Annotated in this window: 23 protein-coding genes; 13 read left to right on the top strand and 10 right to left on the bottom strand. The window is 75.1% G+C overall.

Annotation, left to right across the window (positions count from 1 at the left end; genetic code table 11):
• Positions 1–26: 26 nt before the first annotated feature.
• Complete coding sequence (locus GL259_RS07595) at positions 27–497, bottom strand: helix-turn-helix domain-containing protein (protein ID WP_159530430.1); 471 nt, start codon at positions 495–497, stop codon at positions 27–29.
• Positions 498–615: 118 nt separating this feature from the next.
• Here GL259_RS07595 and GL259_RS07590 point away from each other — a divergent pair, with 118 nt between their 5' ends.
• Positions 616–1785 (top strand): thiolase family protein, encoded by a 1170-nt coding sequence (locus tag GL259_RS07590; protein ID WP_159530429.1) that lies wholly within the window; start codon positions 616–618, stop codon positions 1783–1785.
• A gap of 7 nt (positions 1786–1792) precedes the next feature.
• Here the strand turns inward: GL259_RS07590 and GL259_RS07585 are convergent, their stop codons facing one another.
• Positions 1793–2596, bottom strand: a complete 804-nt coding sequence (locus GL259_RS07585) for a TVP38/TMEM64 family protein (protein WP_159530427.1) — start codon at positions 2594–2596, stop codon at positions 1793–1795.
• A 49-nt stretch (positions 2597–2645) separates the two neighbouring features.
• On the opposite strand from GL259_RS07585, the gene GL259_RS07580 reads away from it, so the two are divergent.
• From GL259_RS07580 to GL259_RS07570, 3 genes are all read left to right on the top strand, one after another.
• Positions 2646–3368: a DNA alkylation repair protein gene (locus GL259_RS07580; protein WP_159530425.1), complete on the top strand. Its 723-nt coding sequence runs from the start codon at positions 2646–2648 to the stop codon at positions 3366–3368.
• Between the two features lie 365 nt (positions 3369–3733).
• Positions 3734–4903, top strand: coding sequence for an elongation factor Tu (tuf, locus tag GL259_RS07575; RefSeq protein WP_159530423.1), 1170 nt, complete (start codon positions 3734–3736; stop codon positions 4901–4903).
• Positions 4904–4978: 75 nt separating this feature from the next.
• Entirely contained in the window at positions 4979–5824 is an 846-nt protein-coding gene (locus GL259_RS07570; protein WP_159530421.1) for a fused MFS/spermidine synthase, read from the top strand.
• On the opposite strand, the gene GL259_RS07565 is transcribed toward GL259_RS07570, so the two are convergent.
• Both GL259_RS07565 and GL259_RS07560 read right to left on the bottom strand, forming a co-directional pair.
• On the bottom strand, positions 5786–7096 hold the full coding sequence (locus tag GL259_RS07565; RefSeq protein WP_159530419.1) for an MFS transporter: 1311 nt from the start codon (positions 7094–7096) through the stop codon (positions 5786–5788). The genes GL259_RS07570 and GL259_RS07565 overlap by 39 nt on opposite strands.
• A gap of 60 nt (positions 7097–7156) precedes the next feature.
• Complete coding sequence (locus tag GL259_RS07560) at positions 7157–8167, bottom strand: hypothetical protein (protein ID WP_159530417.1); 1011 nt, start codon at positions 8165–8167, stop codon at positions 7157–7159.
• Positions 8168–8365: 198 nt separating this feature from the next.
• On the opposite strand from GL259_RS07560, the gene GL259_RS07555 reads away from it, so the two are divergent.
• The gene (locus GL259_RS07555; RefSeq protein ID WP_159538456.1) at positions 8366–8803 is read left to right on the top strand and encodes a DUF4442 domain-containing protein; all 438 of its coding nucleotides are present in this window, start codon (positions 8366–8368) and stop codon (positions 8801–8803) included.
• Between the two features lie 86 nt (positions 8804–8889).
• On the opposite strand, the gene GL259_RS07550 is transcribed toward GL259_RS07555, so the two are convergent.
• Both GL259_RS07550 and GL259_RS07545 read right to left on the bottom strand, forming a co-directional pair.
• Entirely contained in the window at positions 8890–9558 is a 669-nt protein-coding gene (locus tag GL259_RS07550; protein ID WP_159530415.1) for a CBS domain-containing protein, read from the bottom strand.
• 78 nt (positions 9559–9636) lie between these two features.
• Complete coding sequence (locus tag GL259_RS07545; protein ID WP_159530413.1) at positions 9637–10101, bottom strand: cyclic nucleotide-binding domain-containing protein; 465 nt, start codon at positions 10099–10101, stop codon at positions 9637–9639.
• A gap of 223 nt (positions 10102–10324) precedes the next feature.
• Here GL259_RS07545 and GL259_RS07540 point away from each other — a divergent pair, with 223 nt between their 5' ends.
• Together GL259_RS07540 and GL259_RS07535 are read left to right on the top strand one after the other, a co-directional pair.
• Positions 10325–11269: a universal stress protein gene (locus GL259_RS07540; protein WP_159530411.1), complete on the top strand. Its 945-nt coding sequence runs from the start codon at positions 10325–10327 to the stop codon at positions 11267–11269.
• Between the two features lie 264 nt (positions 11270–11533).
• On the top strand, positions 11534–13912 hold the full coding sequence (locus tag GL259_RS07535) for a phosphoketolase family protein (protein ID WP_159530409.1): 2379 nt from the start codon (positions 11534–11536) through the stop codon (positions 13910–13912).
• A gap of 3 nt (positions 13913–13915) precedes the next feature.
• On the opposite strand, the gene GL259_RS07530 is transcribed toward GL259_RS07535, so the two are convergent.
• Positions 13916–14449, bottom strand: a complete 534-nt coding sequence (locus GL259_RS07530) for a gamma carbonic anhydrase family protein (RefSeq protein WP_159530407.1) — start codon at positions 14447–14449, stop codon at positions 13916–13918.
• Between the two features lie 107 nt (positions 14450–14556).
• Here GL259_RS07530 and GL259_RS07525 point away from each other — a divergent pair, with 107 nt between their 5' ends.
• From GL259_RS07525 to GL259_RS07515, 3 genes are all read left to right on the top strand, one after another.
• Complete coding sequence (locus GL259_RS07525; RefSeq protein ID WP_159530405.1) at positions 14557–15387, top strand: acyltransferase; 831 nt, start codon at positions 14557–14559, stop codon at positions 15385–15387.
• Positions 15388–15531: 144 nt separating this feature from the next.
• Positions 15532–16104 (top strand): XRE family transcriptional regulator, encoded by a 573-nt coding sequence (locus GL259_RS07520; RefSeq protein ID WP_166461631.1) that lies wholly within the window; start codon positions 15532–15534, stop codon positions 16102–16104.
• A 42-nt stretch (positions 16105–16146) separates the two neighbouring features.
• On the top strand, positions 16147–16704 hold the full coding sequence (locus GL259_RS07515) for a YbaK/EbsC family protein (protein ID WP_159530403.1): 558 nt from the start codon (positions 16147–16149) through the stop codon (positions 16702–16704).
• Positions 16705–16759: 55 nt separating this feature from the next.
• On the opposite strand, the gene GL259_RS07510 is transcribed toward GL259_RS07515, so the two are convergent.
• Entirely contained in the window at positions 16760–17830 is a 1071-nt protein-coding gene (locus GL259_RS07510; RefSeq protein ID WP_159530401.1) for a cation diffusion facilitator family transporter, read from the bottom strand.
• A gap of 61 nt (positions 17831–17891) precedes the next feature.
• On the opposite strand from GL259_RS07510, the gene GL259_RS07505 reads away from it, so the two are divergent.
• The gene (locus GL259_RS07505) at positions 17892–18251 is read left to right on the top strand and encodes a metalloregulator ArsR/SmtB family transcription factor (protein WP_166461439.1); all 360 of its coding nucleotides are present in this window, start codon (positions 17892–17894) and stop codon (positions 18249–18251) included.
• A gap of 30 nt (positions 18252–18281) precedes the next feature.
• Here GL259_RS07505 and GL259_RS07500 read toward each other — a convergent pair whose 3' ends face one another.
• Positions 18282–19505, bottom strand: a complete 1224-nt coding sequence (locus GL259_RS07500) for a 4-hydroxybenzoate 3-monooxygenase (protein ID WP_159530399.1) — start codon at positions 19503–19505, stop codon at positions 18282–18284.
• Between the two features lie 98 nt (positions 19506–19603).
• Positions 19604–20011, bottom strand: a complete 408-nt coding sequence (locus GL259_RS07495; protein WP_159530397.1) for a CoA-binding protein — start codon at positions 20009–20011, stop codon at positions 19604–19606.
• A 117-nt stretch (positions 20012–20128) separates the two neighbouring features.
• Between GL259_RS07495 and GL259_RS07490 the strand changes: the two genes are divergently transcribed.
• Both GL259_RS07490 and GL259_RS07485 read left to right on the top strand, forming a co-directional pair.
• Positions 20129–20893: a hypothetical protein gene (locus GL259_RS07490; RefSeq protein WP_159530395.1), complete on the top strand. Its 765-nt coding sequence runs from the start codon at positions 20129–20131 to the stop codon at positions 20891–20893.
• Entirely contained in the window at positions 20890–21423 is a 534-nt protein-coding gene (locus GL259_RS07485; protein WP_159530393.1) for a histidine phosphatase family protein, read from the top strand. The genes GL259_RS07490 and GL259_RS07485 overlap by 4 nt, the downstream gene beginning before the upstream one ends.
• Positions 21424–21456 lie beyond the last annotated feature (33 nt).

The raw sequence follows: 21456 nt of genomic DNA, 5'->3' as shown, positions 1-21456 counted from the left end.
GAGCCCGTGTCCGCCCGGGCGGCGGCTCAGGCCGCCGCCGGGCCGCCCACCGTCCACCCCGGGGCCTGCGGACGGGGCGTCAGGTCCTCGTGGCGCACCCGGTCGCCGCAGGCCCGGCAGGTGACGACCGGGACGAGTTCGCCGCCGCAGACGTGCTCGAGCACCATGGGCCGGTCGTCGTCCCGGCGCAGATGGCGGTCGCCCCACTCCATCAGGGTCAGCAGGACGGGCTCCAGCTCCAGCCCCGCCCGGGTGGGGCGGTACTCGAAGCGCTGCGGGCGTTCGCTGTAGGGGCGCTTGGTCAGGATCCCGGCGTCGACCAGCCGCTTCAGCCGCGTGGCCAGGATGTCGCGCGGGGCGCCGATGTTGCGCACCAGCTGGTCGAAGCGGCCGTTGCCGAGGCACACCTCGCGCAGCACGAGCAGGGAGTACTTCTCGCCGACGAGGGCCAGGGTGTCGGCGATCGAGCAGGGGCGCGGGTCTTTGGAGGCGGCCATACGGCCAAGTCTAGGTGAGGGTTTGTTTTTCCAACTTACCGGGTTATGGTGAGTCCGGATTTCCTACTCACCGGTAATCGCCCCGGTCACCGCCCGGGCGGCCAAGGAGGCCCGCACCATGCGTGACGCAGTCGTCGTCGAAGCCGTACGCACCCCCATCGGCAAGGGCAAGCCGCAGGGCGCCCTCGCCCACGTCCACCCCGTCGAGCTCCTCGCCCACACCCTGCGCGCCCTCGTCGAGCGGTCCGGTGTCGACCCGGTACTGATCGACGACGTCATCGGGGGCACCGTCGACCAGGTCGGCGAGCAGGCCATGAACACCACGCGGTACGCGGTCCTGTCGGCCGGTCTTCCCGAGTCGGTGCCGGCGACCACCGTGGACCGCCAGTGCGGCTCCTCCCAGCAGGCCGTGCACTTCGCGGCGCAGGGCGTCGTCTCCGGCGCGTACGACCTCGTCGTCGCCTGCGGCGTGGAGTCCATGAGCCGGGTGCCGATGTGGTCCAACGTTCCCCCCGGCGAGGACCCGTTCGGCCCCGGGGTCGCCGAGCGCTACCCGGACGGACTCGTCCCGCAGGGCATCAGCGCCGAACTCATCGCCGCGAAGTGGTCGATCACCCGCGAGCGGATGGACGCCTTCGCGGTCTCCTCGCACCGCAAGGCCGCCGCGGCGTGGGACGCGGGTCTGTTCGACGCCGAGGTCGCGCCCCTGGACGGCGTCGCGCGTGACGAGTGCGTACGGCCGGACAGCACCGTCGAGACCCTGGCCGGCCTCCGGCCCGCCTACCACGACCCGGTCCTCGCCGAACGCTTCCCGCAGATCGAGTGGAACGTCACCGCGGGCAACGCCAGCCCGGTCAACGACGGCGCCTCCGCCGTGCTCATCACCTCGAGCGAGACCGCCGCCCGGCTGGGCCTGCGTCCGCTCGCCCGGCTGCACAGCTTCGCGGTCACCGGCTCCGACCCGCTGCTGATGCTCACCGGTGTCGTCCCGGCGACCGAGAAGGTGCTGCGCCGCGCCTCGCTGTCGCTCGACGACATCGACCTGTTCGAGGTCAACGAGGCGTTCGCCAGTGTGGTCCTGGCCTGGCAGCAGGAGACCGGCGCCGACCTCGGCAAGGTCAACGTGCACGGCGGCGCCGTCGCCCTCGGCCATCCGCTCGGCGCGAGCGGCACCCGGCTGACGACGACCCTGGTCCACGCGATGCGCGAACGCGGCGCCCGTTACGCCCTGCAGACCATGTGCGAGGCGGGCGGACTCGCCAACGCGATGATCCTGGAAGCGGTGTGACGGTCCGTCAGTGACCGCGCAGCCGGTGCCGCCTGCGCCACGCCACCACCGCGCCCACCAGGCCCGGTACGGCGATGCAGGCCAGCGCGATCAGGAAGGCCGGGGAGGTCGGCGTCGAGGCGCGGGCGCCGGCCACGACGTAGGCGGCGGTGTTCGGGATCGAGCCGAGCGCCGTCGCCAGCAGGAACGGCGGCAGGCCCATGCGGGAGACGGCGGCGCAGTAGTTCGAGGCGGCGAACGGGATGCCCGGGAACAGCCGGGCCGCCAGCATGGAGCGGAAGCCGTGCCGGCTCAGCTGGTGGTCCGCGGCCCGCAGCCAGCGTCCGCGCAGCAGCGGACGCAGCGCGTCCTGGCCGAGCACCCGTCCCAGGCAGAAGGCCAGCCCGGCGCCGAGCACCGTGCCGCCGAGCGCGGCACCCAGGCCCAGCTGGGAGCCGAAGAGGGCGCCCGCGGCGAGGTTCAGCAGCGGGCGCGGCACGAACGCCACCGTGCACACCCCGTAGGCCACCGCGTACGCCACCACCGCCGCGGACCCGCCGAGCCGCGACGGCGGCCAGCCGTCGGTCAGCAGCCGCTGCGGCTCGAACAGCAGCACCGCCGACGCGGCGCAGGCGAGCAGCACGACGAGCAGGGACAGCCGTGACCGCGGCGACAGCAGGACCCTGGCGCAGCGGGCGGCGAAACCCGTCGCGGCGACGGGCGGGGGTGCGGACGGGGGCGCGGCCGTGGGGACGGCGGCCGCGAGGTCCGTGGCGGTGGCCCGGGGAGAGGCCGTGGCGGTGCCCCCAGAGCGGGTGGTGGCATCGAGCATTCGGTGACACTAACCGACAAATGTGTGTGATCGCCGTAGCGTTCGTCTCATGAGCGTCACAGAGGTCCCGTCACCCCGCGCACCGGACAGCCCGCTCGCCGACGCCGTGCTGGAGCGGCTCACCGCCGCCTACGGGGCCGCCGCCGATCCGGAGCGGGCCGTGGTCATGCGGGCGTACATGAAGGACGTGGCGCCCTTCCTGGGCCTGGCCGCGCCGGTCCGCAGGGCCCTGTCCCGCACCGTCGTCGACGGTCTGCCCCGCCCCGGCGAGGCCGACTGCGCCGCGGTCGCCCTGCGCTGCTGGGCGCTGCCCGAGCGCGAGTACCGGTACTTCGCCGTGGACTACCTGCGCCGCCACGTGCGCCACTGCTCCTCCGGGTTCCTGCCCGTCGCCCGGCACCTCGTCACCACCACCCCCTGGTGGGACACCGTCGACCCGCTCGCCGCGCACGTCGTCGGCGCGCTGGTCGCCGCCGACCCGCGGCTCACGGCGGACACGGACGACTGGATCGGCGCCGACGACCGGTGGCTCGTGCGCACCGCCCTGCTCCACCAGCTGCGCCTCAGGGAGCGCACCGACGCCCGGCGCCTGTTCGCCTACTGCCGGCGCCAGGCCGGACACCAGGACTTCTTCGTCCGCAAGGCCATCGGCTGGTGCCTGCGCGAGTACGCCAGGACCGACCCCGACGCCGTGCGGGCCTTCCTGGCGCGGGAGCGGGGACGGCTCGCGCCGCTGTCGGTGCGGGAGGCGCTGAAGAACATCGGCGGCTGACCGCCGGCGCGCGGGCGGGCCGGCTCCGTACCGCTCCGTGCCCCCGTACGCTCCGCGCCGCTGCGTACCGCTGCGCGCCGTGGAAAACCATTCGACGGGGGGCGACGGGTCGGCGATGATCGACGCCATGTTCCGGTACGCCTTCCACCTCGCGACATCCGCCGCCGCGGATGCCCCGAAGGCTGCCGTTCCCGCATTCCCGGTTGCCGTCGACGGCGCCCGAAGCTGACCCTCCCCGGATCGTCCGGCGGACCCCGCAGGGGGAGGGTCGGCACCTTTCCGGGGGTCCCCGTCCCGCCGCGCGCCGCATCCGCCGCGCGCCGGGGCGCTCACGCGTCATCACCGAGAGGCTTCGAGGTACCGCCATGTCCAAGACGGCGTACGTCCGCACCAAACCGCATCTGAACATCGGCACGATGGGCCACGTCGACCACGGCAAGACCACCCTGACCGCCGCCATCACCAAGGTCCTCGCCGAGCGTGGCTCCGGCAGCTTCGTGCCGTTCGACCGCATCGACCGGGCGCCCGAGGAGGCGGCGCGCGGCATCACCATCAACATCGCGCACGTCGAGTACGAGACCGACACCCGGCACTACGCGCACGTCGACATGCCCGGCCACGCCGACTACGTCAAGAACATGGTCACCGGCGCCGCGCAGCTCGACGGGGCGATCCTCGTCGTCTCCGCGCTCGACGGGATCATGCCGCAGACCGCCGAGCACGTCCTGCTCGCCCGTCAGGTGGGCGTGGACCACGTCGTGGTCGCGCTCAACAAGGCCGACGCGGGCGACGAGGAGCTCACCGACCTGGTCGAGCTGGAGGTCCGCGACCTGCTGTCCGCGCACGGCTACGGCGGCGACTCCGCGCCCGTCGTCCGGGTCTCCGGGCTGAGGGCCCTGGAGGGCGACCCGCGCTGGACGGCGTCGATCGAGGCGCTGCTCGACGCGGTGGACACCTATGTGCCCGTGCCCGAGCGGTACCTGGACGCGCCCTTCCTGCTGCCGGTGGAGAACGTGCTCACCATCACCGGCCGGGGCACCGTGGTGACCGGCGCGGTGGAGCGCGGCACGATCCGCGTGGGCGACCGGGTCGAGGTGCTCGGCGCCGGGGTGGAGACCGTCGTCACCGGTCTGGAGACCTTCGGCAAGCCCATGGCGCAGGCGCAGGCCGGGGACAACGTGGCGCTGCTGCTGCGCGGGGTGCCGCGCGACGCGGTGCGCCGCGGGCACGTGGCGGCCGCGCCGGGCAGCGTGGTGCCGAGCCGGCGCTTCACGGCGCAGGTGTACGTGCTGTCGGCCCGCGAGGGCGGCCGCACGACACCGGTGTCGACCGGCTACCGGCCGCAGTTCTACATCCGCACCGCGGACGTGGTCGGCGACGTCGACCTCGGCGAGGCGGCGGTCGCCCGGCCCGGGGACACGGTCACGATGACCGTGGAGCTGGGGCGCGAGGTGCCGCTGGAGCCCGGGCTCGGCTTCGCCGTCCGCGAGGGCGGGCGGACGGTCGGGGCCGGCACGGTCACGGAGGTCGGCTGAACGACGGCACGCGGGTGCCCGTCCCCGGGAAGGGGGACGGGCACCCGGCCGTACGGGCGACGGCACAATGGCACGGTGAACGAGCCCCTCCCCGTGACCCGTGCCGTCGATCACGGCACCGCCAAGCTGATGCCCGACGTCGACCGGGAGCGGGCCTGGCTGCTGACGGTCGACGGGGCGCCGCAGTCGTACGTCGACCTGGACGAGCCGACCCATCTGGAGTTCGAGTACGCCCGGCGGCTCGGGCACGTCCTGGACACCCTCGCCGAGCCGGGACGCCCGCTGGACGTGGTGCACCTGGGCGGCGGCGCACTCACCCTGCCCCGTTACCTGGCCGTCACCCGGCCCGGCTCCCGGCAGGACGTCGTCGAGGCCGACCGGGCCCTGCTGGAGCTGGTCGCCGAGCACCTGCCGCTGCCCGAGGGCGCCCGCGTCGCGCTGCACGCGGCGGACGCCCGCGCCTGGCTGGAGGCCGCGCCCGCGGACTCGGCGGACGTCCTGGTCGCCGACGTCTTCGGCGGCTCACGGGTCCCGGCGCACCTCACCTCCGTCGCCTACGTCCACGAGGCGGCGCGCGTCCTGCGGGACGGCGGGGTCTACCTCGCCAACCTCCCGGACGCGGCCCCGTTCGCCTTCCTGCGCTCCCAGCTCGCCACCCTCGGCACGCGGTTCGAGGAGCTGGTGCTCATCGCCGAGCCGGGAGTGCTGCGCGGGCGCCGGTTCGGCAACGCGGTGCTGGCCGCCGCGCACCGCCCCCTCGACACCGCCGCCCTGGCCCGGCTCACCGCGGCCGACGCCTTCCCCGCCCGGGTGGAACACGGCGCGGCCCTGCGGGACTTCGTCCGCGGCGCGCGGCCGGTGCGGGACGAGGACGCCGTGCCGTCACCCGAGCCCCCCGACGGGGCGTTCGGCATCGGCTGATCCGCTGCCCGCGGCCGTGTCCGTGCCGGGTGCCGCGCCGGTGACGTGCCGGGTCCGGCGGCGCAGGTTGCGCACGTCCGGTACGCACAGCACCGCGGCCGTGACCACCACGACCAGCACGGCACAGCCCCACAGCGCCTCCGGGCGCCCGAACGCCGTCTCGGCCGGGCCCGCCAGCGCCATCGCCGCCGGCATGAGCGCGACCGAGCCGAACCAGTCGTACGCCGAGACCCGGGACAGCTTCTCCTCCGGTATCTCCTGGTGCAGCGCGGTCATCCAGGAGACGCCGAACACCTCGAGGGTCACGCCGGTCACGAACATCACCGCGCACAGCACGCCGACCGGTACCGGCACGGCGAGCGCGGCGGACGGCAGGGCCAGCGGGAACACGCACAGGGTGCCGACGAACAGCAGGCGGCGCGGCTGCCAGCGGGTCATCAGCAGCGCGCCCACCACCGTGCCCGCGCCGAAGAAGGCCAGGGCCAGGCCCCACGGCGCGGCGCCGCCCAGGTGGTCGCGGGCCACCAGCGGCCCGTAGACCGCGTCGGCGGCGCCGACGACCGCGTTGGCGACGGAGAACTGGACGACGACGCCCCACAGCCAGGGCCGGCCGGTGAACTCCCGCCAGCCCTCCCGCAGATCGGCGAGCATGCCGCCGCCCGGGGCGCGCGGCGGTATGTGCTTCACGTCGAGCAGGGCCCGCAGGGCCGCGGCGAGGGCGAAGGCCGCCGCGTCCGCCGCGAGCACCCAGCCCGGCCCGATCGCGGCGACCATGGCCCCGCCGAGGGCGGCCCCGCCCAGGGTCGCCCCGTGCATCGCCATCCGGAACACCGCGAACGCCCGGCCGGCCTGCTCGCCGTCGACCGAGGACAGCAGCATGCCCTCGGCGGCCGGGTTGAAGAACGCCTGACCGGCCCCGCCCAGCGCGCTGAGCAGCATCATCTGCCACAGCCGCGCCTCACCGGCCAGGACCAGCGCCGCGAACGCGGCCTGCGAGACACAGTTCAGCGCGTTGGCCGCGACCATCACCCGGTGGCGCGGGAGGCGGTCCGCGACGGCACCGCCGATCAGCAGGAACAGCACCAGGGGCAGGGTGCGGGCGGCGGCCACCAGCCCCACGTCACCGCCGTCGCCGCCCGCGCCCAGCACGGCGAAGGCGGAGGCGATCAGCGCGCCGTGGCTGCCGAGGTTGGTCACCACGGCGGCGGCGGTCAGCAGGGTGTAGTTGCGGCCCGCCCAGGCGGGGCGGCGGAAGGCGGTGGTGGTCGGCACCCCGTGACTATCGCCGGGGCGGGGCCGACTTGCCAAACCCGGTTCCCCGCCCCCGGCCCGTCACGACTCCGTGGGCGGTTCCTCGCTGAGGCGCACCGTGCTGAGGATCTTCTCCACGGTCGAGTCGGGGATCTCGTCCTTGACGCCCTTGGCGCCGTACAGGTTCCAGGTGACGAAGTCCCCGGCGCTGTTCTTGAACGCGAAGGTGATCGCCTTGCCGTCGCTGTCGCACTTGCCGTTCTGCGGCGTGTTCTCCGAGTGCGCCCGGGCGACGCTGCCCTTGATGCCCGACTTGGTGGTGTAGGGCTTCGGCTTGTCGTACTTCACGCTCTTCTTGTCGGGCTGCGTGTACCCGCCGTAGATCCACCAGGGCACGCGGGTCTCGGCCGCCATGTCCGTGTTCTTGGCGCCGTTCTCCCCGCGGGTCCCGGCGGTGACGAGGGCGGTGTCCTCCTCGCGGCCGTCCTTGTCGTCGTCGCTGGTGCACCACTTGGACTTCAGGTAGGCCGGGGCGGTGACGGTGGTGCGGTCCAGCTCACCGTTCTTCTCCTCCCATTCGAAGCCCACGCTGGTGCCGGGATCCTCGATCTCCCAGTCGGCGGGGACGTCGAACTTGGTGCCGAAGCGCGTGTTGACGACGACCTTCCAGCCCGGAACGGTCGCCTTCTCCTCCTCGCCGCCGCGGGGATTGTCCGCGGAGCCGGAGGTGCTCGGCTCCGCCGACGTGCTCGGCGACGCGCTCCGGGACGGCTTGCCGTCCTTGCCGCCGCCGGCCTCGTCGTCCTTGTCGCCGCCGAGCACCAGGAACCCGGTGACACCGGCGGCCACGACGACGGCGGTCGCCGCCACGATCGCCACCAGCTTCGTCCGGTTCCCGCCGCCCCCGCCCTGCGGTGGCCGGGGCGTGCCGGCCGTGGACGGCGTCCCCCACTGCGGCTGCTGTGCGTACGGGTTCGGCTGCTGGTAGCCGGGCTGCTGATACGGATTCGGCTGCTGGTACCCCGGCTGCTGGTACGGGTTGTTCGACTGCGGGTTCTGCTCGCCCCCGGGCGGCTGCTGTCCTGGCCACATGGGCAGCAACCCTAGCCGCGCCCGGGACACGATTCGGTCACCGCCCTTTGACGGGGACGTAGCAACTCGGGGAAACACGGCGCGGCGGGCCGCACGGAGGGCGGGCGGACCGGGCCCGGCGGCGCGGACGGCGGGCGGCGCCGGATCTGGCCAGCGGATACTACTCGTGGGTAACGTACGGGCATGAGCGCAGACCAGATGTCCGTCGGCGACATGCTCGCCGCCACGGTGCCCATGGCCCGGACCCTCAACCTCCAGTTCCTGGAGACCACGCCGGAGCGGGCCGTGGTGGCCCTGCCGGACCAGGGCGACTACCACAACCACGTGGGCGGCCCGCACGCCGGTGCGATGTTCACGCTCGGCGAGTCGGCGAGCGGCGCGATCGTGCTCGCCGCGTTCGGGGACCAGCTCTCGCGCGCCGTGCCGCTGGCCGTCCGCGCCGAGATCGCCTACAAGAAGCTGGCGATGGGACCCGTCACCGCCACCGCGACCCTCGGCCGCCCGGCCGCGGAGGTCGTGGCCGAGCTGGACGCGGGCCGCCGCCCCGAGTTCCCGGTGTCGATCGCCATCCGCCGCGAGGACGGGGCGGTCACCGGCGAGATGACGGTCGTCTGGACCCTGCGCCCGGGCGGCTGACCACCGTCCCGGCGGCGGACCGTGCGGGGCGGCCGGGCCGGCGGCGCCGGAGCCTCGCCGGCCCGGACCGGCACCGCACGCCCCCGCTACGGCGGGACCGGGGCGGAGGACGCCTCCTTCGTCGGTGCGAACTCCACGTCGACGACGCCCTCCACGGCCCGGATCAGCCGGGCCGCCGCGGGCACCAGCGAGGTGTCCCGGACCCGGCCCACCAGCCGGACCACGCCGTCGCGCACCTCCACCCACACCGCCGACCGCGGCCCGGGGAACAGGTGCGCCACCACCTCGCGCCGTACCTGCTCGGCCAGTTCCTCGTCGTCGCGCAGGAACACCCGCAGCAGGTCGGCGCGGCTGACCACGCCCTCCAGCGAGCCCTGTTCGTCCACCACCGGAAGCCGCTTCACCCGGTGGCGGGCCATGAGGCCGGCGGCGTCCGCGAGCGTCGTGCCGGCCCGGACCGTGACGGCCGGGGAGGTCATCAGCTCCCGCGCGGTCAACGCCCCGGCCTTCCACAGGTCCGGGAGGCGGCGCAGCTGCGTCCGCCGGTCGGGGTCGCTGTCCCGGAACTCCTCCTTGAGCAGCAGGTCCGCCTCGGACACGACGCCGACGACCCGGTCCCCGTCCTCCAGCACGGGCAGGCCGCTCACCCTCCGGTCCCGCATCAGCCGGACGATCTCCTTGAAGGCGGCCTCCCCTGCGACGGAGGCCACCGACCGGGTCATGACGTCACCGACGGTGTGCGGCGCACCGCGCATGGTCCCTCCTCGCTCCTCACTCCTCGTTCCTCGCTTCCCGCTCACCGCGGCTCACCGCCGGCGCGGGCGCCGCCGTTCTCAGAGGCCGCTGCCGGCGCCGTACGGGCCGTACAGGTCCAGCAGCCGGATCCGGGCGGCGTGCAGCCGGTGGGCGACCACGTCGCCGACCCAGCGGGTGAGGTCCCGCCCGAACCCGGGGTCGTCCCGGCACAGCGCGCGGACGGCCGCGGCGTCGAACTCGTGGGCCCGCACCAAGGTGGCCGCCTCGGCGCCCAGGTGCCAGACGTGCGGGGTGAACAGCCACGACCAGCCCACGAGTTCGTTGTGACCGAGGCGTTCGATGACGGCGGCCCGCCGGCCGGGCACCCGCATGTCGAGGTCGACGGAGCCGGTGCGGATCACCCAGAACCGGTCCGCGCGGCCGCCCTCCTCGAACAGCCGGGTCCCTTGCGGGAAGGACACCTCACGGGCGGTCTGCAGGAGCCGCGCCCGGTGCTCTGCGGGCAGGGCGCGCGGCATGCTGGGGGACGGGGGAGCGAACACGGCGGACCTCCCGGACCACGTCACGGACTGCTTGCACTGCCAGCCTCCCGCGGCACCGCGTCCCGGGCCATGGGCCGTACGGCCCCCGGGGGAAGGGCGTTCGGCCCTGCCCGGCAGCCGTACGGGGGCCGTTCGGCGCCGGTCCGGGACCAGCGGCCCCTCCCGCCGGGCCCGGACCGGGGCGAAGCTGGGAGTGTCCCCCCACAGCAGGAGGTGCACCACCATGACCCGCACCGTCACGGTCGGACTCGACGGCTCCCCCGAGAGCCGGGCCGCCGCCGAGTGGGCGGCCCGTGAAGCGGCACTGCGCGGCCTGCCGCTGCGGCTGCTCCACGTCCGGCAGCCCGTCGCGGAGCCGGCGGCCCGGGCGCCGCTGTCCGGCGCCGGGACGCAGGCCCACCGGGGCGAACCGGGCGCGACGGGGCCGCCCCCGGCCGAAGGCTGGGAGAGGACCCTGCGCGAGGCCGCCGAGGGGCTGCGGCTGCGCCACCCCGGGATCGAGGTCACCCAGGAGCAGGTCGACGGCCGTCCCCGCGAGGTGCTGGCGAGGGCCGCGGGGGACGCCGGGCTGCTGGTGCTCGGCTCCCGGGGGCTCGGCGGCGTCGGCGGGTTCCTGGTCGGCTCGGTCGGACTCGCCGTCGTGGCCCACGCCGAGGGCCCCGTCGTCCTGGTCCGCGCCGGCGAGCAGGCCGCCGACGAGCACGAACCGGACCCCGTGGGCATCCCGTCCGCCGCCACGCGCTACCGGCCCGTCCTGCTCGGCCTGGACGCCGACGAGCCCGACGACTCGGTGATCGGGTTCGCCTTCGCGGAGGCGGCGCGACGGGACGCCGCCGTGCGCGTCGTGCACGGCTGGGCCCTGCCGCCGTACCTCGCCTACGGCCTGGCGGCCGCTCCCGGGACCTACCACGACGTCGCCCGGCAGCAGGCCGGGACGCTGACGCGGGTGCTCGCCCCCTGGCGTGAGAAGTTCCCGCAGGTGGAGGTCGCCGAGGAGTCCTTCGGCGGCAGCCCGTCCGTCCGCCTGGTCGAGGCCTCCGCCCGGTCCTCGCTGGTGGTGGTCGGCCGCCGGATCCGCCGCAACCCGGTCGGCGCGCACATCGGGCCCGTCACGCACGCGGTGATGCACCACTGCGCCGCCCCCGTCGCCGTCGTCGCGCACGGCTGAGGGGCGTGGAGCGAGGCGGCTCCTCCTCGTCGCGGGCGCCGGCGGGCCCGGCCCGCGCGCCGCGGACCGGCCGCGGCGCCCACGGCCGCCCCGCCCCGTGCGCCCGCGCGGATTGCGCCACATGCCGCTGTCCGGCCGCGCGGGGGGTGTCGAAGCGCACGAGACCGGTACCCCGTCCTGGTGCCCGGCGCGGAGCGCGACCCGCGCCGTCCACCCGCCCCGTCACCGCCCGACCACCCGCGTCGACCACTCACGGAGTCATCCATGCCCGAGGCCACGGACACCCGGACCGTACTGAGCGACGAGGAACTGCGCACGCTGGACGCCCACTGGCGGGCCGCCAACTACCTGTCGGCGGGGCAGATCTACCTGCTGGCGAACCCGCTGCTGACCGAGCCCCTCGCGCCCGAGCACATCAAGCCGCGGCTGCTCGGGCACTGGGGCACCTCACCCGGCCTGAACCTGGTCCATACCCACCTCAACCGGGTGATCACGGCGCGCGGGCTGGACGCCCTGTGCGTCTGGGGACCGGGCCACGGCGGCCCCTCCGTCCTGGCCAACTCCTGGCTGGAGGGCAGCTACAGCGAGACGTATCCGGACGTCGGCCGGGACGCGGCGGGCATGGAGCGGCTGTTCCGGCAGTTCTCCTTCCCCGGCGGCGTGCCCAGCCACGTGGCCCCCGAGGTCCCCGGCTCCCTCCACGAGGGCGGCGAACTCGGCTACTCCCTCGCCCACGCCTACGGCGCCGCCCTCGACAACCCCGGCCTGCTGGTCGCCTGCGTGATCGGCGACGGCGAGGCGGAGACCGGGCCGCTGGCCGCCTCCTGGCACTCCAACAAGTTCCTCGACCCGGTCCACGACGGCGCCGTCCTGCCGATCCTCCACCTCAACGGCTACAAGATCGACAACCCGGCGGTCCTGGCCCGCCTGCCCGAGGCCGAACTCGACGCGCTCCTGCGCGGCTACGGCCACGAGCCGCTCCACGTGAGCGGCGACGAGCCGGCCGCCGTCCACCGCGCGATGGCGCACGCCCTGGACACCGCGCTGGACCGCATCGCCGAGGCGCAGCGTGCCGCCCGCGAGGACGGCTCGACCGAGCGGGTGCGCACGCCGGTGATCGTGCTGCGCACCCCGAAGGGCTGGACCGGCCCCGCGGAGGTGGACGGAGAGCCCGTCGAGGGCACCTGGCGCTCCCACCAGGTGCCGCTCGCCGGTGTCCGCGACAACCCCGAGCACCTGCGGCAGCTGGAGGCCTGGCTCAGGTCGTACCGGCCCGAGGAGCTGTTCGACGACGCGGGCCGGCCCGTCGCGGACGTCCTCGCCCACGTCCCGGAGGGCGCCCGGCGACTGGGCGCCACCCCGCACGCCAACGGCGGGCTGCTGGTGCGCGAGCTGCCGATGCCGTCCCTCGACGACTTCGCCGTCCCCGTCGACAAGCCCGGCACCACGCTGCACGAGCCCACCCGGATCCTCGGCGACCTGCTCGAACGGATCATGAAGGACACCGCGGACCGGCGGGACTTCCGGCTCGTGGGCCCGGACGAGACCGCCTCCAACCGGCTGCAGGCCGTCTACGAGGCCGGTGGCAAGGCCTGGCAGGCCGGCGTCCTGGACGTCGACCGGCACCTCGACCGGCACGGCCGGGTGATGGAGATCCTCTCCGAACACCTCTGCCAGGGCTGGCTGGAGGGCTACCTCCTCACCGGCCGGCACGGGCTGTTCTCCTCCTACGAGGCGTTCGTGCACATCGTCGACTCGATGGTCAACCAGCACATCAAGTGGCTGAAGACCTCGCGGGAGCTGCCCTGGCGCGCGCCCATCGCCTCCCTCAACTACCTGCTGACCTCGCACGTGTGGCGCCAGGACCACAACGGCTTCTCCCACCAGGACCCCGGCTTCGTCGACCACGTGCTCAACAAGAGCCCCCACGTCGTGCGGGTCTACCTGCCGCCGGACGCCAACACCCTGCTGTCCGTCGCGGACCACGCGCTGCGCAGCCGCGACCACGTCAACGTGATCGTGGCCGGCAAGCAGCCCTGCTACGACTGGCTGTCGATCGACGGGGCGCGCACCCACTGCGCACGGGGCGCCGGGATCTGGGAGTGGGCCGGCACCGAGAACGGCGGCGAACCCGACGTGGTGCTGGGCTGCGCCGGCGACGTGCCGACCCAGGAGGTGCTGGCCGCCGCGCAGCTGCTGCGGCGCCACCTGCCCGAGCTGGCGGTCCGCGTGGTGAACGTCGTCGACATCGCCCGGCTGATGCCCCGCGAGGAGCACCCGCACGGCATGACCGACTTCGAGTACGACGGCCTGTTCACGGCGGACAAGCCGGTGATCTTCGCCTACCACGGCTACCCGTGGCTGATCCACCGCCTCGCCTACCGCCGTCACGGACACGCGAACCTGCACGTGCGCGGGTACAAGGAGTCCGGCACCACGACCACGCCCTTCGACATGGTCGTCCGCAACGACCTCGACCGCTACCGGCTGGTCATGGACGTCGTCGACCGCGTCCCCGGCCTCGCGGTGCGCGCCGCCGCGGTACGCCGGCGGATGGCCGACGCGCGCACGCGGCACCACGCGTGGATCCGCGAGCACGGCACCGACCTGCCGGAGGTCGCCGAGTGGAGCTGGAACGCGTGAGCGCTACGGCCCGCCGTGCGCGTCGCGGTGGGCCTTCGCCAGCTCCGCGTACATCGTGCCGTTGAGCGTCAGCCCCGCGCGCTCCTCCTCGGTCAGCTCCCGCCGCACCTTCGCCGGCACCCCCGCGACGAGCGACCCCGGCGGCACCCGCATGCCCTGCGGCACCAGCGCCTGCGCGGCGACGAGGGACCCCGCGCCGATCACCGCGCCGTTGAGCACCGTGGCCCCCATGCCGATCAGGCAGTCGTCCTCGACGGTCGCGCCGTGCACCACGGCGTTGTGCCCGATGGAGACGCGCTCGCCCACGCTGACGGGGAAGCCGGGGTCGGCGTGGAGCGTGCAGTTGTCCTGGACGTTGCTGCTCGCGCCGACACGGATCCGTTCGACGTCGCCGCGCAGCACGGCCCCGTACCAGACGCTCGCTCCCGCCTGCAGTGTCACGTCCCCGATCACGGCGGCCGTGGGGGCCACGAACGCCCCGTCCGCCACGTGCGGCTCCTTGCCGCCGATGCCGGTGATCAACGCCCGGTGCGTCATCGTCGCCTCCTCGTCGGGTGATGCAGGCACCGTACGCCAACGCCGTGGGGTGAAGATCACAGGGTCACCGGCTCACCGGCGCCGCACCCGCCGACTACGGTGAGCGGGTGCCGAAGAGCAAGAACACGTTCTCGTCCTGGCCGCGCCGCCTCGCGCAGCGCGCGGTCCACGCGGGCTGGTCCTGGGCGCAGCGCACGGGCTCGGTGACCGCCGAGCACCCCGGCCGCTTCCGCTTCGGTTCCATGGGAACGGGTACCAGGCTCGCCTTCCCGCTCGGCACGATCTTCGGCGAACCCTGGATCCACGTCGGGGCCCACTGCATCGTGGGCGAACAGGTCACCCTCACCGCCGGTCTGATGCCCGGCCTCGACCTCGGCCCCGAGCCGATCCTGCGCATCGGCGACGGGGTCGTCCTGGGCCGCGGCAGCCACGTCATCGCCGACACGGCCGTCACCATCGGCAGCGACTGCTACTTCGGGCCGTACGTCTACGTCACCTCCACCAACCACTCCTACGACGATCCGCACGAGCCCATCGGCAAGCAGTGGCCGCGGATGGAGCCGGTGCGGATCGGCCCCGGGTGCTGGGTCGGCACCGGTGCGGTGATCCTGCCGGGGGCGCGGATCGGACGGAACGTGGTGGTGGCCGCGGGCGCGGTGGTCCGGGGCACGGTGCCCGACCACGCCGTGGTCGCGGGCGCCCCGGCCCGTGTCGTGCGCCGCTGGACCCCCGCCGACGGCTGGCAGCCGCCCCTGCGCACCCCGGCGCCCGTGCCGATCCCGGAGGGGGTCACCCCGGAGCAGCTGCGGGCGCTGTCGGAGCTGGACGAGGAGACCGCGGCCCGGCTCGCGGAGCTGGACGAGCAGGACGCGGCCCGGCCCGCCGGACCGGACGGGGACGGCGCGGCCCGGCTCGCCGAACTGGAACCCGAGGGCTGAGACGCCCCTCCCGCCCGTCGCCGGCGGCACCGGCCCCACCGGGACGGGCCCCGCAGTACAGTGCGGTGAACGATCGGGTGCGCCCCACCGTGGTCGAGTGAACTGAACTCCAACATCCATTCCATGGAACGAAAGGGACGGAACGTGTCGGACCTCGACCTGCTGACCCGGTCCCTGGCGCGCAACGTCAAGCGCTGGCGCACCGAGCGCGGCTTCACCCTGGACGCGCTGGCGGCACGGGCGGGCGTCAGCCGCGGCATGCTCATCCAGATCGAGCAGGCCCGCACCAACCCGAGCATCGGCACGGTCGTCAAGATCGGCGACGCGCTGGGAGTCAGCGTCCCCACCCTGCTCGACTACGAGCGGGGCCCCAAGGTCCGCATCGTCCCCGCCGACCAGGCCGTACGGCTCTGGCACACCGAGGGCGGCAGCTACAACCGGCTGCTCGCGGGCACCGAGGCCCCCGGCCCGCTGGAGATGTGGGACTGGCGGCTCATGCCGGGCGAGAGCAGCGACTCCGACCCGCACCCCGCCGGCACGGTCGAACTCGTCCACGTCACGTCCGGGGAGCTGGCGCTCACCGTCGACGGGGTGGAGCACCGCGTGCCGGCCGGCGCGAGTGCCTCCTTCGAGGCCAACACCGCGCACACCTACGGCAATCGGGGCGACGTCCCGATGGAGATGATCATGACCGTCTCCGTGCCGCCCGTGCACTGAGACACCCCTCCGGGGGCCGGCGGGTGCTGTTACGGTGCGGCCATGCGCGCACCCATCGGAGACTTCGACCACGCCACCCCCGCTCCCGACTGCCTCGACGAGCTCACCGCCCCGGTCGCCGCCGCCGTCCGCGCCTGGAGCGGCGGCGTCCCCGCCGACCAGATCCTCTACGTCGACACCGATCCGCGCTGGGCCGACACCGCCGTCTTCGTGGAGCACTACGGCCGGGACCTGCTGGAGCGGTCGGCGAACTGCGTGGTGGTCGCGGGCAAGCGCGGCGGGGGGAGCACGCTCGCCGCCTGTGTCGTGCCGTCCACCACCCGGGTCGACGTCAACGGGGTCGTGCGCCGTCACCTCGGTGCCCGCAAGGCGTCCTTCGCCCCGATGGACACGGCGACGGGGGAGACGGGCATGGAGTACGGCGGCATCACCCCGGTCGGGCTGCCGGACGACTGGCCGGTGCTGGTGGACGCGACCGTCGTCGACCTGCCGTACGTGCTCGTGGGCAGCGGCCGGCGCCGGGGCAAGCTGCTGGTGCCGGGCAAGGCGTTCGCGGAGCTCCCCGGGGCGGTCGTCCTGGAGGGACTGGGGGTCGCCTGAGGGCGCTCCGCCGCGGCCGCCGCCCGGCCCCCCGGCCGGGCGGCGGCGCCGGTGATCAGGACGCCCCGCGCGCCGCGTGGTGGGCCAGCGCCAGGTGCGGATCCGCCTCGCCCGGCACCGGCTCCGGATCGGCGTGGACCAGGGCCGCGGTGAGGCGCGGCACGGCGTGCAGCAGGGCGTGTTCCGCGTCGACCGCGATGCGGTGCGCCTCGCGCACCGTCGCCCCGCCGTCCACCACGACCGCCACCTCGGCGCGCAGCCGGTGGCCGATCCAGCGCAGCCGCAGCTCGCCCACGCCGCGCACCCCCGGGACCCCGCTCAGCGCCCGCTCGGCCCGGTCCACCAGCGCCGGGTCGACGGCGTCCATCACCCGCCGGAACACCTCCCGCGCGGCGTCCCGCAGGACCAGCGCGATCGCCGCCGTGATCACCAGTCCCACGACCGGGTCCGCGAGCCGCCACCCGAGGGCCGCGCCGCCGGCGCCCAGCAGCACGGCCAGCGAGGTGAACCCGTCGGTGCGGGCGTGCAGTCCGTCGGCGACCAGGGCGGCCGAGCCGATGGCGCGGCCGACGCGGATGCGGTAGCGGGCCACCCACTCGTTGCCCGCGAACCCGACGAGCGCCGCGACGGCGACCGCCGGCACGTGCTCGACGGGGCGCGGGTCGAGGAGCCGGCCGAACGCGGTCCAGCCGGCGAAGGCCGCGGACGCGGCGATGGTCAGCACGACGAGGATGCCGGCCAGGTCCTCGGCCCGCCCGTAGCCGTAGGTGAAGCGGCGGGTGGCGGCGCGCCGCCCCAGCACGAAGGCGATGCCCAGCGGTACGGCGGTCAGCGCGTCCGCGGCGTTGTGCACCGTGTCGCCGAGCAGGGCCACCGAACCCGAGACGGCCACCACGGCCGCCTGCGCCAGCGCGGTCGCGCCGAGCACCGCCAGCGAGACCCACAGCGCGCGCACGCCCCGCGCCGAGGACTCGAGGGCGGGATCCAGTTTGTCCGCGGTCTCGTGGGAGTGGGGGGCGAGGAGATGGGCGAGGCGGTGGCGCAGGGGCGCCCGGGGGCGCCCGGGGGCGGGCTCGTGCCCGTGGTGGTGCCCGTGCTCGTGGTGGTGTGCGTGCCGTCGGTTCACGCGGGACCCCTTCCGGTGCGCGAGGTGGACGTGGTGACGTCCGCGGGACCATTATGTGCGTATGAGCGCACGCATGCACCTGTCACCTGCGCACGATGCGCACCCACGCACGCCGGGCGAGGAGCACTTCGCGCTCGCGGCGGAGCTCCTCGCCCTGCTCGGCGACCGCACCCGGCTGACCCTGCTGCACGCCCTGACCGGCGGCGAGGCCGACGTCACCACGCTCACCGAGGTGTGCGGCGCGGCGCGGCCGGCGGTCAGCCAGCACCTGGCGCGGCTGCGCCTGGCGGGGCTGGTGGACACGCGCAAGGAGGGCCGCCGGGTGATCTACTCACTGCGCGACGGACACCTGCGCCGCCTGGTGGACGAGGCGCTGAACGTGGCCGACCACCGGATCGGCGACCGGCCGCCGCACGACTGACGGGACCGCGGCCGGCGGAACGCCGGCGACTCAGTACCGCGCGGCCGTGCCCAGGTACTGCTCCGCGAAGGCGGCGGCGGCGCTGGGCGAGGCGAACAGGCGGCGCAGCCGGGCGAGCGTGGTGCCGGCGCGGAACGGGTCTCCCGCCGCGGTGCCGTGGTACAGCTCGGACAGCCACTGCGAGAACTCCTGGTAGTCCCACACGCGCCGCAGGCACGCCGCCGAGTAGCCGGCCAGTTCGCTGTCGTCGCCCTTCGTGAGCCGGGCGGCCAGCGCGTCCCCGAGCAGGAAGGCGTCGTGCAGGGCGAGGTTCATGCCCTTGGCGGCGATCGGCGCGACCAGGTGGGCCGCGTCCCCGGCCAGGAAGAGCCGCCCGAACACCATCGGCTCGGTGACGTAGTCGTGCATGGCCAGCACGCGCTTCTCGAGCAGCGGCCCCTCGGCCGGCGGGGGCGCCCCGGCCGCCCCGAGCCGGCGCCGCAGTTCCGCCCAGACGCGTTCGTGCGGCCAGTTGTCCGGGTCGTCGCCGGGCGGGCACTGGAGGTAGTAGCGGGTCACCTCCGGACTGCGGGGCATCTGCCCGGCGAAGCCGTCCGGATGGCAGCCGAACAGCACGCAGTCGGCGGACGGCGGCGCCTCGGCGAGCAGGGCCAGCCAGCCGATGCCGTAGTCGTGCCGTGCGACGCGGGCCCGCTCCGGCGCGACGGAGGCCCTGGTCACCCCGCGGGCTCCGTCGCAGCCCGCGACGAAGTCGCACCGGACGACCTGCCGCCGTCCGGTCTCCGGGCAGAGATACGACACCGACGGCCGGCCGCCGTCCAGGTCGTGCAGCCGCACGTCGCGCACGCCGAACCGGATCCGTCCGCCGCGGACGTCCGCGTACTCGCGCACCAGGTCCGTCACCAGCAACGGCTGCGGGTAGACCCAGTGGTGACTCCCCGTCAGTTCCTGGTAGGGGAACCGGTACCGCTCCCCGTCGAAGCGGAACTCGCACGCGGTGTGCAGCTCGGCCCGCTCCAGCAGGTTCCGCGCGAGACCGCGCCGTTCCAGACCGCGCACCGCCCGCTCCTCGATCACCCCGGCGCGGGGCCGCCGCTCGACGGACTCCCGGGTCTCGCTCTCCAGGACCAGGCAGTCCAGGCCGGCCGCCCGCAGGATGTTGCCGACGGTGAGCCCGGCGGGTCCGGCGCCCACGACGACGACCGGAAACCGTTGCGGGGCAGGGGAGCCGGAGCGGTGGGGGGTCTGGTCCACCGGGTCATTATGGCGGCACGGCAGCGCGGGGGCACCGCGTCGTACGGGCCCCGCGCCGCACGGGACCCCGGCGGACGGGACCCCTCGGTGGACGGGCCCTAGCGGAGCCGGGGGATCTCGATCGCCGGGCAGCGGTCCATGACCATCTCCAGCCCCGCCGCGCGGGTGCGCCCGTAGGCCGCCTCGTCGACGACGCCGAGCTGGAACCACACCGCGTCGGCGCCCTTGGCCACCGCCTCGTCCGCGACGGCTCCGGCCAGGTCGCTGTTGACGAACACGTCCACGACGTCCACGTCGAAGGGGACGTCCGCGAGCGAGGCGTAACCCCGCTCGCCGTGCACCGTCTCGGCCTTCGGGTGCACCGGCACCACGCGCTTGCCGAAGCGCTGCAGCACCTGGGCGACGCCGTACGCCGCGCGCTGCCGGTTCGACGACAGGCCCACCACGGCCCAGGTGTCGCCGAGCTCGGTGAGGATCTTGCGGACCGTTGCCTCGTCGCCGTACACCGTCGGCCTCCCGGAGTGTCGTGAAAGTGCTGTTCCCGCGACAACGACCCGGGGCGCGCGGTGATTCCCGGCGGCGGCCGGCCCGGATCCGCCACGACGAGCCGGAAAGCGTGCGAGATGCCCGCGCACGGCCGCCCGCGCGCCTACGCTCACCTCGTGCTGCGCATCACCGACGCCCGAACCGGCGAGCTCGTGGAGGCCGCCCCCGCCCGGCGGGGCCTGACCCGCGTCCAGGCCCACACGCACGGGTCGGACCCGGCGGACCTGCGCGTGCTGCTCGTCGCCGACCTGCTCGTGCGCGCCCTGGAGCTCGGCGGCACCCCGGTGTGGGCGCTGCTCACCGGCGAACGGCAGCAGGGGGAACTGCGCGCGGCGGGCGCGGCACTCGGCGTCCGGCCCTTCGAGGACGGCCGGGACACGGGCACCGGCCTGGGCGAGGCGCAGGTCCTGCACGTGGTGGGCGAGGGCGGCGCGGCGCCCGACGGGGTGCGCGTCCTGGTGGGCCCCGTCCACTGGGAGGCGCCCGGCCCGCCCGGCGACGCCGACCCCGCCGTGCTGCGCCTCGCCCTGCTCGCGCACCCCAGGGGCACACCCCTGCGGATCGGCACGGCCGCCCTGGGCGACGCCGGGGACACCCTCGCCCACTGGCGCCGCGCGGTCGCCGCCTGGGCACGCCGGCCCTCGCGCCCCATCCCCGACCGGGTGCGCGCGGACCTGCGCACCGCGTGGGAGGACGATCTGGACACGGGCGGCGTGCTCCGCGTCCTGCGCGCGGTGGGGACCGACCCGGACACGCCGGACGGCGCCCGCTTCGAGACGTACGCCTACGCGGACCGGCTGCTCGGCCTCGAGCTCACCCGTGACCTGGGATCCCCGGCATGATCGAGCGCCCCGGGGCGGGACCGCTGCGCCGCCTGGTCGTCCTGCGCCACGCCAAGTCCGCCCGGCCCGGGGACGTCACCGACCACGAACGCCCCCTCGCCCCGCGCGGCCGCAGGGACGCCCCCGCCGCCGGACGCGCGCTCGCCGAGGCCGACTGCCTGCCCGGCCTCGCCCTGTGCTCCACCGCCGTACGCGCCCGCCGGACCTGGGAGCTGGCCGCCGCGCAGTGGGGCACGCCCCCGCCGGTCCGGTACGACCCGAGGCTGTACGCCGCCGGCGTCCCCGAACTGCTGGCCGTGGTGCGCGAGACGCCGGCCGACGTCGAGACGCTGCTGCTGGTCGGCCACAACCCCGGCCTGGAGGACCTCGTCCTGACGCTGGCCGACGACGGCCTGGACGACACCCTGGACCGCGTCCGCGAGAAGTTCCCGACCTCCGCCGTCGCCGTCCTGGCCTGGCGCGGCGCCGACTGGCGGGACCTCGCCCCCGGCGCCGCGCTGCTGACCTCGGTGATCGTGCCCCGGGGGTGACCGTGCCCCGGGGCGGGAAGCGGTGACCGGGGC

Origin of the sequence: Streptomyces sp. Tu 3180 (assembly GCF_009852415.1) — a bacterium.
Classification (GTDB): domain Bacteria; phylum Actinomycetota; class Actinomycetes; order Streptomycetales; family Streptomycetaceae; genus Streptomyces.
Note: the sequence above shows the minus strand (reverse complement) of the source record. Positions and strands in the feature narration are given on the sequence as shown.